Below are 11,123 nucleotides of genomic sequence, written 5' to 3' on the forward strand. Positions count from 1 at the left end.
CATTGGGTTCGGGGGTCACTCCGCCGCTTGCGCCGGTTCCGCGTTCGCGGCTTCTATCTCCGCTGCCTTGGCCTCGACCAGCTTTACGATGTGATCGAGCATGTCGGCATCCTCGACCGTGTGGTCGGTCAGGCCCGAGAGATAGACCATGTGCTTGCCGTTGCCGCCGCCGGTGAGGCCGATATCGGTCTCCCGCGCTTCGCCCGGGCCGTTGACCACGCAGCCGAGCACCGAGAGCGACAGCGGCGTGCGGATGTGCTGGAGCCGTTCCTCCAGCGCCTGCACGGTGCGGATCACGTCGAAGCCCTGGCGCGCGCAGCTGGGGCAGGAGACGACGCGAACGCCCCGATTGCGGATGCCCAGCGCCTTGAGGATCTCGAAGCCGACGCGGATTTCCTCCTCGGGCTCGGCCGAAAGACTTACCCGGATGGTGTCGCCGATGCCGAACCAGAGCAGCGAGCCGATGCCGATCGCCGACTTGACCGTGCCGCCGACGAACCCGCCCGCTTCGGTGATGCCGAGGTGCAGCGGGCAGTCGACCGCGTCGGCCAGCTGCTGATAGGCGGCGACCGCCAGGAACACGTCGCTCGCTTTCACCGCGACCTTGAATTCGTGGAAGTCGCGGTCCTGGAGCAGCTTGATATGGTCGAGCGCGGATTCGACCAGCGCCTCCGGGCAGGGCTCGCCGTATTTTTCGAGCAGGTCCTTTTCGAGGCTGCCGGCATTCACGCCGATGCGGATCGCGGCGCCATTGGCCTTGGCGGCGTTGACCACTTCGTTCACCCGGTCGGCCGAGCCGATATTGCCGGGGTTGATGCGCAGGCAGGCCGCACCCGCGTCGGCGGCTTCCAGCGCGCGCTTGTAGTGAAAATGAATGTCCGCGACGATCGGCACGCGCGCGGCGCGGACGATCTGCTTGAGCGCGGTCGTGCTCTCCACGTCGGGGCAGGAGACGCGGATGATGTCCGCGCCGGCTTCCTCGCAGCGGCGGATCTGGTCGATCGTCGCCTTCACGTCGGAGGTGGCGGTGTTGGTCATGGTCTGCACCGTCACCGGGGCGTCGCCGCCAACGGGCACGTTGCCCACCATGATCTGACGGCTTTGCCGCCGGACGATATCGCGCCAGGGTCGTACGGACATGGCCGCCATATAGGCGCATCGAGGGGCCGCGGCTAGCGGGGATGCGCAGCTGGTTCCCCGGGCTGGCGGGGGAGAAATATTATCTCACATGGCGATCCCTTGGCCGATCGGCCCGATCTGGTAGGGACGCACCCATCCTGTCCTTCGGAGCCTGCCCCATGTCGACCCAAGCCACCAAGCCGCGCTGGACGCTGATGATCCATGGTGGTTCCGGCAGCATGCGGCGCGGCATGCTGTCGGCAGCGCAGGAGGCGGGGGCCGAGACCGGGCTCAACGCCGCGCTCGATGCGGGTGCGGCGGTGCTGGCGGCGGGCGGCTCGGCGGTCGAAGCGGTGCAGGCAGCGGTGCAAGTGCTGGAGGACGATCCCCATTTCAACGCGGGCCGCGGATCGGTGTTCACCTGGGAGGGCGGCCACACGCTCGACGCCGCGATCATGGACGGTAGTGGCCGCGCGGCCGGTGCCGTGGCGGCTTCGACGACGACGCGGCATCCCGTGGCGCTTGCCCGCGCGGTGATGGAGAAGAGCCGCCACGTGCTGCTCGCCGGTGCCGGCGCGGACGCATTCGCGCGCGACCAGGGGCTGGAGCAGGTGGACAATGTCTGGTTCGGCACCGAGGAGCGCCGGCAGCAACTCGACTGGATGAAGGCGGACGCGACGCACGGCGGCTTCGATGTCGACATGAAGTACGGCACGGTCGGCGCGGTGGCGATGGACGCGGCAGGGCATGTCGCCGCCGCCACGTCCACCGGCGGGCTTACCGGCAAGCGCTGGGGGCGGGTGGGCGATTCGCCGCTGATCGGTGCGGGCACCTATGCCGACGATCGCGCCTGCGCGGTTTCCGCCACCGGCTCCGGCGAGTTCTTCATCCGCGAGGGCGTGGCGCACGAGATCTGCGCGCGGATGCGCTTCACCGGCGAAACCGCCAAACAGGCAGCCGAGGTGGTGATGGCCGATGTGAAGGCGATGGGCGGCGTGGGCGGTGTGATCCTCGCGGCGCCGACGGGCGAGCTCGACTGGTGCTTCACCACGCCCGGCATGTACCGCGGGAAGCTCTCGGCCGACGGTGTCCGCCGTGTCGCGATCTACGAGGACGTGGTCGACTGATCGCTCTGCCTGCCGTCCACCCGGCAAATTTTGCCTAGCGCACCGCCGCCGCCGCTCGCCGTCCTACAATGAGGGGAGTGTAGCGGGAGGAAACGGGCATGGCATATCTGGGCAGCATCGTGCGGGCGTCGGCGGGGGCGTTCCAGCCGGCGACGCGCTATGACCCGGTGCTGGCCGAACTGCTCCGCGAGGCGATCGTGGGACCGGCCAGTTTCCACGAGATGGCGGCGATGGTCCGCTATGCCGAATCGCGGGGCATGGGCGCGATCCGCTTCCGCTTGGACGACGATGCCCTGCTCGCCGACCCCGCGCATCCGCTGCACGTTGCCTTTCTCGAGACGCTGCGCGATCCGGCGCTGGCGAGCGACTATGCCGATCTGGGCGAGATCGGCCTGTGGCGTGCCCGCGCGATCGGCACGCGGCTCCCCTCCGACATGCTCGGCCCCAAGCCCAGCCGCAAGGCGCTGCGCACCGCGATCCTCGCGGCGGGCACGTCCTGCGAGGTGCGGGTGGCGCTGTGCGTCGCGGCGCGTATCCGATTCGGCGGCGAGGCCGAATGGTTCGGTCGGGAGGCCCAGGCGCTCTACGAAATGGGGCTGTTCGTCCAGGCCCGTGCCCGGCTCGCGGCGAGCGTCGCCGGCGGCGGCGAGGCCGTTGCGATCGGCTGAATCGTTTGCGGAACGTTCCAGCTTATCCACAGGCCGGGAAAATTTTCGAGGGCGAGAAACTGAGTCTTTTCGGCCACACCCACCAGCGCTTGGGCCTGTGGATAACTTCTTGACTCAAGATATGGCGGGTGCCGAAATGTTCCGCCGCTCCAGCGGTCTGCCGGAGGTCACCACCCGGCGATCCCCCCTCTTGACGGAGGAGTCGCTCGGCCCCGAATAGGGATGCCTTTTGAGCGAAGGGGCAATGATTCATGGGCGTGCTGGAGAAGGTCAAACGGGCAGGTGCGCGCGTCGCGAAGCAGGCGCCGGCCGTGCTGCCGCTGGACACGATCCTGCGCCAGGACTGCATCGAGGCGATGCGCGGGCTGCCCGACAAGTCGATCGACATGATCTTCGCGGATCCGCCCTACAACCTGCAGCTGGGCGGCGACCTCAATCGCCCCGACGGCAGCCATGTCGACGCGGTGACCGACGAGTGGGACAAGTTCGACAGCCTGGCTGCCTATGACAAGTTCACCCGCGAATGGCTGGCGCAGGCGCGGCGCATCCTGAAGGACGACGGCACGATCTGGGTGATCGGCAGCTATCACAACATCTTCAAGGTCGGCTCGGCGATCCAGGATCTGGGTTTCTGGATCCTCAACGACATCATCTGGCGCAAGGCCAACCCGATGCCCAACTTCAAGGGCACGCGGTTCACCAACGCGCACGAAACGCTGATTTGGGCGTCGAAGGGCGAGAAGTCGCGCTACACCTTCAACTATCGCTCGATGAAGACGCTCAACGACGAACTGCAGATGCGCAGCGACTGGGAATTCCCGATCTGCAGCGGGCAGGAGCGGCTGAAGAAGAACGGCACCAAGGTCCACCCGACGCAGAAGCCCGAGGCGCTGCTGTACCGCGTGCTGCTGTCCTGCACCAAGCCGGGCGACGTGGTGCTCGATCCGTTCTTCGGCACCGGCACGACCGGCGCGGTGGCCAAGCGCCTCGGCCGGCGCTGGATCGGCATCGATCGCGAGGGCGTGTACGTGGAAGCGGCGCTGGAGCGCATCGCCGCGGCGCTGCCGCTCGACGAGAGCGCGCTGCAGACGATGCAGGCCCCCAAGGCCGCGCCGCGCGTGGCGTTCGGCCAGCTGGTCGAGAACGGCTATCTGGCGCCCGGCACCGTGCTCAGCGACCACAAGTCGCGCTGGCGGGCTACCGTTGGCGCCGATGGTTCGCTCAGCTGTGAGGGGCAGGCGGGATCGATCCACAAGCTGGGTGCCACGCTGCAGGGCGCGCCGAGCTGCAACGGCTGGACGTTCTGGCATTACGAGGATCAGGGCGCGCTGAAGCCGATCGACGCGCTGCGCCAGACCTATCTGCTCGCGACCCAGCCATGAACCAAATCCCCCTCCCGCTTGCGGGAGGGGAGTGCAGCTTTCGAGGGTCGCGCTTTGATTCCGAGCGTCACGTCGGTAGCACGGCCGGATGCTAGACCTTCCCGTTACTGCCCGCTTGTATCTACGCCCGATCCAGTTCGTCGACACGCCGGTCGGCTGCGACGGCGAGGTCGCGCGGCTGGCGGGAGGGTTGCTGTGGTTCTCCGGCTATGAGCTGATCGCGGTGGAGAATGGTCGGCGGGTTCTCCAGCGCGCCGTCTCCATCGCCGAGGCCGAAGCCGATCCCCGCCTTGCGCCCATCGCCGCGCGCATCACCGCCCCCCGCGCGCCGCTGACCCTCGGCGCCCGCACGCTGCGGTTCGATCAGCCGCAGGTGATGGCGATCCTCAACATGACGCCGGACAGCTTCTCCGACGGCGGCAAGCATCTGGGTGATGCGGCGGCGGCCGCCCAGGCCGGTGTCGACATGGGGATCGCCGGCGCGGCGATCCTCGACGTCGGCGGCGAATCCACCCGGCCGGGCGCGGAGACGGTGTGGGAAGGTGACGAGATCGCCCGCGTCGTGCCGGTGATCGAACGGCTGGCGGCGAGCGGCGCGGCGATCTCGATCGACACGCGCAAGGCCGCGGTGATGGAGGCGGCGCTCGCCGCCGGCGCGCATCTCGTCAACGACGTGTCGGCGCTGCTCTACGATGATCGCGCGCTGGAGGTGGTGGTGCGCGCGGGCTGTCCGGTGGTGCTGATGCACGCGGCCGACCCCAAGCAGGGCGCGAAGGGGAAGGGCGGGTATGCCGATCCGCTGATCGAAGTGTACGACTGGCTGGAAGCGCGCGTGGCGGCGGTGGTGGCGGCCGGCGTCGACCGATCGCGTATCGTGATCGATCCCGGCATCGGCTTCGGCAAGTCGCTGGCGGACAATCTCGCGCTGATGAACGGCCTCGCGCTGTTCCACGGCATCGGCTGCCCGATCCTGCTGGGGGCGAGCCGCAAGCGGATCGTCGGCGCGCTCGCCAACGAGGCGCCGGCGGAAGCACGGCTGGGCGGATCGCTGGCGCTGGCGTTGAAGGGCGTTAGCCTGGGCGTGCAGCTGCTGCGCGTCCACGACGCGTTCGAGAGCGTCCAGGCACTGCGGGTGTGGCGCGGCCTGCAGGATGCCGCGCTCACCGCGCCTCACGCCGCGCTCTGATCGATCCCCAGTTCGCCGAGCTTGCGGTACAGCGTCGAGCGGCCGATGCCGAGGCGGCGGGCGACTTCGGTCATGCGCCCGCGATAATGGCCAATGGCGAGGCGAATGACGTCGGCCTCGATTTCCTCCAGCGGGCGCAGGTTGCCGTCGGGGCGGAACAGGGTGATGCCCGCTGCGCCAGAATGGCCCGCCACCGGCGCACTCGTCGCCGGCCGGCCCGAAGCCAGCTGGGCGATCTGCGGGAAATCGTCGCGGCTCAGGCCTTCCTCGTCGCAGAGCACGGCGGCGCGGAACAGCACGTTCTGCAGCTGGCGGACGTTGCCCGGCCAGTCATAGGCGGTCAGCAACTGGAGCGCATCGTCGCTGATCCCCAGCGAGCGCAGCCCGGGCTGTTCGCCGATGCGGGCGAGCAGGTGGCGGATCAGCGCGGGGATGTCGCCGGCACGCTCGCGCAAGGGCGGGATCGTCACCTGGACGACGTTCAGCCGGTAATACAGGTCCTCGCGGAAGCGGCCTGCTTCCACCTCGCCGATCAGCGGCACGTTGCTGGCGGCGATCACCCGGACATCGACTTCGCGGGGATGGCGGGCGCCCAGCGGCTGTATCTCGCCGGTCTGCAGCATACGCAGCAATTTCACCTGCGCCTCGAGCGGCATCTCGCTGACCTCGTCGAGGAAGATGGTGCTGCCGTCGGCCTCCTGCAGCTTGCCGATCTTGCGCTCGAACGCGCCGGTGAAGGCACCTTCCTCATGGCCGAACAGTTCGGATTCGACGAGGTTGGCGGAGATCGACCCGCAATTGACGCAGACCAGGTCCTTGCGCGCGCGGGGCGAGGCACCGTGGATCGCCTCTGCCACCACATGCTTGCCGACGCCGGTTTCGCCCTCGACCAGCACCGGCACGCGGGCACGGGCGGCCTTGGCGGCGACGGCCAATGCTGCGCGGAATTGCGGCGCGGAGCCGACGATTTCGGAGAAGCCGAGATTGGCGGTGAGCTTCTCGGTGAGCGGACGGAGTTCGCCGGCGCTGCTGCCGCCCATCGCGCTATCCAGCGCGGCGAGCAGGCGTTCGGAGGCGATCGGCTTGACCAGAAAGTCGCTGGCACCGGCGCGCATCGCATCGACCGCGGCGGCGACCGATCCGTTGGCGGCGAGCACGAGAATGGGCAGATGCGGGCGTCGGGCGCGCAGCTCCGCGATCAGCGCCGTCGCCTCGTCGTCGGAGGCGGGGTCGTCGAGGATGATGGCGTCCACCGCGAGACCGTCCGGCGTGCCGAGCGTGGCGAGTGCGCCGGCCGCATCCTCCGCGAACAGCGTCCGCCAGCTTCTACGCGAGGCGATCGCGGCGACCAGACGACGCTGCGCCGGCTCCGAATCGATAAGCAACAGAAGGCGTTGCCCGTTGCGCGTCATGCCGACTCCAGTCCCAGATGTCCCGTTTCGAGCCGCATCGATTAGAGCAGATGCGTAAAGTTCGGCTTAAGCCGGGAAGAACCAGTTCTTGGGCTGGCGGGGTTGAGAGGAGCCGAAGCAGCGGTATAAGACATCCGGCACCTTAGGAGAGGAGCACTTCCATGGCTGAAACGGGTGAAAACGCCGGCGAGATCCAGGCCCATACCGAAACCTTTCAGGGTTTCACTGCGCTGATGAAGTGGGGCACGGTGGCTGTGTTCCTCATCGCTGCTTTCGTCGTCTTCCTGATCGCGCGCTGACGTGAAGATCGCGCTGTTGAAAGAGGCGGCTTTTGCCGAACGACGTGTCGCGGCTACGCCGGAGACCGTCAAGAAATTCATGAGTCTGAAGGCTTTCGTCGCGGTGGAAGCCGGGGCGGGTCTTGCCGCCTCCTATGGCGATGATTCCTATCGGGAGGTGGGCGCCACGGTGGCGTCGCGCGCCGAGGTTCTGGCCGATGCCGACATCATCCTGGCGGTGCAGGGGCCCGATCCGGACAGCCTTTCCGGGCTGAAACCGGGCGCGTGGCTGGTCGCCGGACTCAATCCGTTCGGTGAGCGGGCGCGAATCGATCGCTATGCGGCGCTCGGGATCGAGGCGCTGGCGATGGAGTTCATGCCGCGCATCACGCGTGCACAGTCGATGGACATCCTGTCCTCGCAGTCGAATCTCGCCGGCTACAAGGCGGTGCTCGACGCGGCGGCCGAATATGACCGCGCCTTCCCGATGATGATGACCGCGGCCGGCACGGTGAGCGCTGCCAAGGTGTTCGTGATGGGCGTCGGCGTCGCGGGGCTCCAGGCGATCGCCACCGCGCGGCGGCTCGGCGCGCAGGTCTCCGCCACCGACGTCCGCTCGGCTACCAAGGAGCAGATTCTGTCGCTCGGCGCCAAGCCGATCTTCGTCGAGAATGTCGCCGGCATCGAGGGCGAAGGCTCGGGCGGCTATGCGACCGAGATGAGCGACGCCTACAAGGCCGCGCAAGCGGAACTGGTGTCGGCGCACATCGCCAAGCAGGACATCGTCATCACCACCGCACTGATCCCCGGCCGGGCGGCGCCGCGGCTGATCAGCGACACGCAGATCGCGACGATGCGTAGCGGAAGCGTGATCGTGGATCTGGCGGTGGAGCAGGGCGGCAATGTCGAGGGATCGGTGCCCGGCGAGATCGTCGAGCGTCACGGCGTCAAGATCATCGGCCATCGCAACGTGCCGAGCCGGCTGGCCACGGACAGCTCGGCGCTGTTCGCGCGCAACCTGTTCAACTTCCTCTCGGCCTTCTGGGACAAGGATGCCGGCAAGCCGGTGCTCGATGAGGAGATCGGCAATGCCGTGCGGGTAACCCAGGGCGGCAAGGTGGTGCACGAGAGGCTGTTGTCGTGACACCGGTGGGTGCGATCGCCACCGCGTTGCTTTTCTACGCCGTTCCCGACGCAGAGTTTGACCAGAAAAAGGAAGGTGCGACACGGTACACCTTTTCCACGCTATTGCTGCCAGATCGCCCCGCCGATCGTACCATCAAGGTCAGGAAGAGTGATCCCTGGTTGTGGGGAAAGGCGCTACCGGCAGCAGCCGTTGTACTGGACAGGTCGCTGACGCTTCCGGGCACGCCTTTCGTCATCGGCGGTGACGAGCTACTGTCCCTTGCGAACAGTAAGAAGCTGATTGCCTGCCAGTTGACGCGAACCGTAACGGTTGGGCTGCTCGGCGGAGGAAAGTCGCCGATTTGCCTGATCGATCGTGATGGTGATGGCGCGTTTGATGGGTGGTATACCAGCAGCGTACCAGTTTACTGGAACGGGGAAACTGCCGGTCACATCCAGAGCGATGACATTCGCGCAATTGCGCCCATCCGGCCGCGAACGCTTGGTCCAGAGGAACTCCGTGCGGCGGACGCAAGCAAGAAGTTTTCGATCCGATACGTGCATGGCGAGCTAACATTCTGCATCGACGCCAATAATGCGTACTGTCTATCGCGAGGGGCGAAGATGCATCCGGGGCCAGCTGAGCAAACGGTACGCTTTATGAGAGGTGAGTTCATCTATCGCAAGGACGAGGACGGGATGCTCGTGATCTCTATCGTGCAAGATCCGAAGGAGGCGGTATACTAATCATGGACTTCATCTCGATCCTGTCGGTCTTCGTGCTTGCGTGTTTCGTCGGCTATTATGTCGTCTGGTCGGTCACCCCGGCCCTGCACACGCCGCTGATGGCGGTGACCAACGCCATTTCCTCCGTCATCATCGTCGGTGCGCTGATCGCCAGCGCGGCCGGCAGCGTCGGCAGCGCGGGCGAGACCGCCAAGTGGCTGGGCCTGCTCGCGGTGGTGCTGGCCAGCATCAACATCTTCGGGGGCTTCGCGGTGACCGCGCGCATGCTTGCGATGTACAAGAAGAAGGCACGCTGAGCATGGAGACCTTCGCACCTCTCGCCTATCTCGTCGCCGGCGTCTGCTTCATCCTGGCGCTGCGCGGGCTTTCCAGCCCGAGTACCAGCCAGCGGGGTAATCGCCTGGGCATGATCGGCATGACCATCGCGGTCGTCACCACGCTCGTCACCCACTTCCCGCAGGCCAAGACCGGCGGAGCCGGCTTCGCCATCGATCCCCTGGTTGCAGGCGAGATCCTCGCCGCGATCGTGATCGGTGCGGTGATCGGTATCGTCACCGCGCGGCGCATCCCGATGACGGCGATGCCGCAGTTGGTCGCCGCCTTCCACTCGCTGGTCGGCCTGGCCGCCGTGCTGGTCGCCTGCGCCGCGTTCCTCAACCCCGCCGCGTTCGGCATCGCCGATCTGGTGATCCCGCTGATCGGTGCGCCGTTCGAATCGATCCACCCGGTCAGCCGCATCGAGATGGGGCTGGGCGTCGCGATCGGCGCGATCACCTTCTCGGGTTCGGTGATCGCCTTCCTCAAGCTCAACGGCAATATGGGCGGCAAGCCGATCCTGCTGCCGGCGCGTCACGTGATCAATTTGGGGCTGCTCGCCGCGATCCTGGGGCTGATCGGCTATTTCGTGCAGGATCAGGCGCCTTGGGTGTTCTGGACGATCACGGTGCTGAGCTTCGTCATCGGCTTCCTGCTGATCATTCCCATCGGCGGCGCGGACATGCCGGTGGTGGTATCGATGCTGAACAGCTATTCCGGCTGGGCGGCGGCGGCGATGGGCTTCACGCTGCACAACTCCGCGATGATCATCACCGGCGCGCTGGTCGGCAGCTCGGGCGCGATCCTCAGCTACATCATGTGCAAGGCGATGAACCGCAGCTTCATCAGCGTGATCGCCGGCGGCTTCGGCGGCGATTCGGGCGGCGGCGCGGGTGCCGCCGCAGCGGTCGACCGGCCGTGGAAGCGCGGCAGCGCCGAGGACGCGGCGTTCCTCATGAGCCAGGCCGAGCAGGTGATCATCGTCCCCGGCTACGGCATGGCGGTGGCGCAGGCCCAGCATGTGCTGCGCGAGATGGCCGACAAGCTGAAGGCGCACGGCGTTCGGGTGAAATACGCGATCCATCCGGTCGCGGGCCGCATGCCGGGCCACATGAACGTGCTGCTCGCCGAGGCCAATGTGCCCTATGACGAGGTGTTCGAGCTGGAGGACATCAACTCGGAGTTTGCCCAGACCGACGTCGCCTTCGTGATCGGCGCCAACGACGTGACCAACCCTGCCGCCAAGACCGACAAGTCCTCGCCGATCTACGGCATGCCGGTGCTCGACGTGGAGAAGGCCAAGACCGTGCTGTTCGTCAAGCGCAGCATGGGCGGGGTGGGCTATGCCGGCGTCGACAACGAGGTTTTCTACCGCGACAACACGATGATGCTGCTCGCCGATGCTAAGAAGATGGTGGAAGAAATCGTCAAGTCGCTGGACTGATCGGGGGATGGGGTGATCGGATCGATACTGGGCGGGGCGTTCCGCCTGCTGCGGCAGCACCCGCTTTCGGTGCTGATATGGTCGATCCTCTACCTCGCTGGCATCTTCGCGATCGGCCTGTTGCGAATCGCGATCGCGCCGGACACGTCTAACGAACCGGCGGCGGTGCTGCTGCCGGCGATCGTGACCCAGGGGCTGACGATCGCGCTGGTCGCGGTGCTGGTGACGGCCGCGACCCGCGCGACGCTCCATCCCTACAAGCGCGGGGCCTTCTACCTCCGCCTGGGGGCGCAGGAGGCGCGGGTATTCGCGCTGCTGGC

The 11,123-nt window shown here is 67.0% G+C and carries 12 protein-coding genes; 10 read left to right on the forward strand and 2 right to left on the reverse strand.

Annotated elements, in window-relative coordinates:
* Positions 1–15: 15 nt before the first annotated feature.
* Positions 16–1,140 (reverse strand): flavodoxin-dependent (E)-4-hydroxy-3-methylbut-2-enyl-diphosphate synthase, encoded by a 1,125-nt coding sequence (ispG, locus tag KK7_RS0112190; RefSeq protein ID WP_029623234.1) that lies wholly within the window; start codon positions 1,138–1,140, stop codon positions 16–18.
* A gap of 158 nt (positions 1,141–1,298) precedes the next feature.
* Here ispG and KK7_RS0112195 point away from each other — a divergent pair, with 158 nt between their 5' ends.
* The 4 genes from KK7_RS0112195 to folP all read left to right on the forward strand — a co-directional run bounded on the left by KK7_RS0112195 (position 1,299) and on the right by folP (position 5,482).
* Positions 1,299–2,246: an isoaspartyl peptidase/L-asparaginase family protein gene (locus KK7_RS0112195; RefSeq protein ID WP_010544931.1), complete on the forward strand. Its 948-nt coding sequence runs from the start codon at positions 1,299–1,301 to the stop codon at positions 2,244–2,246.
* A 98-nt stretch (positions 2,247–2,344) separates the two neighbouring features.
* Positions 2,345–2,914 (forward strand): hypothetical protein, encoded by a 570-nt coding sequence (locus KK7_RS0112200; RefSeq protein WP_010544932.1) that lies wholly within the window; start codon positions 2,345–2,347, stop codon positions 2,912–2,914.
* Between the two features lie 251 nt (positions 2,915–3,165).
* Positions 3,166–4,296, forward strand: a complete 1,131-nt coding sequence (locus tag KK7_RS0112205; protein ID WP_010544933.1) for a site-specific DNA-methyltransferase — start codon at positions 3,166–3,168, stop codon at positions 4,294–4,296.
* A gap of 88 nt (positions 4,297–4,384) precedes the next feature.
* Positions 4,385–5,482: a dihydropteroate synthase gene (gene folP, locus KK7_RS0112210; protein ID WP_029623236.1), complete on the forward strand. Its 1,098-nt coding sequence runs from the start codon at positions 4,385–4,387 to the stop codon at positions 5,480–5,482.
* Here the strand turns inward: folP and KK7_RS0112215 are convergent.
* A complete protein-coding gene (locus tag KK7_RS0112215) occupies positions 5,467–6,894 on the reverse strand; it encodes a sigma-54-dependent transcriptional regulator (RefSeq protein ID WP_010544935.1) in 1,428 nt (475 codons plus the stop codon). The genes folP and KK7_RS0112215 overlap by 16 nt on opposite strands.
* Before the next feature lie 161 nt (positions 6,895–7,055).
* Here KK7_RS0112215 and KK7_RS21900 point away from each other — a divergent pair, with 161 nt between their 5' ends.
* From KK7_RS21900 to KK7_RS0112245, 6 genes are all read left to right on the forward strand, one after another.
* Positions 7,056–7,193, forward strand: coding sequence for an aa3-type cytochrome c oxidase subunit IV (locus tag KK7_RS21900; RefSeq protein WP_083836083.1), 138 nt, complete (start codon positions 7,056–7,058; stop codon positions 7,191–7,193).
* Position 7,194: 1 nt separating this feature from the next.
* Complete coding sequence (locus KK7_RS0112225; RefSeq protein ID WP_029623238.1) at positions 7,195–8,316, forward strand: NAD(P) transhydrogenase subunit alpha; 1,122 nt, start codon at positions 7,195–7,197, stop codon at positions 8,314–8,316.
* Positions 8,317–8,321: 5 nt separating this feature from the next.
* A complete protein-coding gene (locus tag KK7_RS0112230; protein ID WP_040598511.1) occupies positions 8,322–9,044 on the forward strand; it encodes a hypothetical protein in 723 nt (240 codons plus the stop codon).
* Positions 9,045–9,046: 2 nt separating this feature from the next.
* Positions 9,047–9,340 carry a proton-translocating transhydrogenase family protein gene (locus KK7_RS0112235; RefSeq protein ID WP_010544938.1) on the forward strand — a complete coding sequence of 98 codons (294 nt, stop codon included), beginning with the start codon at positions 9,047–9,049 and terminating at the stop codon, positions 9,338–9,340.
* A gap of 2 nt (positions 9,341–9,342) precedes the next feature.
* Positions 9,343–10,803: an NAD(P)(+) transhydrogenase (Re/Si-specific) subunit beta gene (locus tag KK7_RS0112240; protein ID WP_010544939.1), complete on the forward strand. Its 1,461-nt coding sequence runs from the start codon at positions 9,343–9,345 to the stop codon at positions 10,801–10,803.
* Between the two features lie 12 nt (positions 10,804–10,815).
* Positions 10,816–11,123, forward strand: a 308-nt coding sequence (locus tag KK7_RS0112245; protein WP_010544940.1) for a hypothetical protein, incomplete at its 3' end; no start/stop codon positions are given.

Origin of the sequence: Sphingomonas elodea ATCC 31461, from assembly GCF_000226955.1 — a bacterium.
GTDB lineage: Bacteria > Pseudomonadota > Alphaproteobacteria > Sphingomonadales > Sphingomonadaceae > Sphingomonas > Sphingomonas elodea.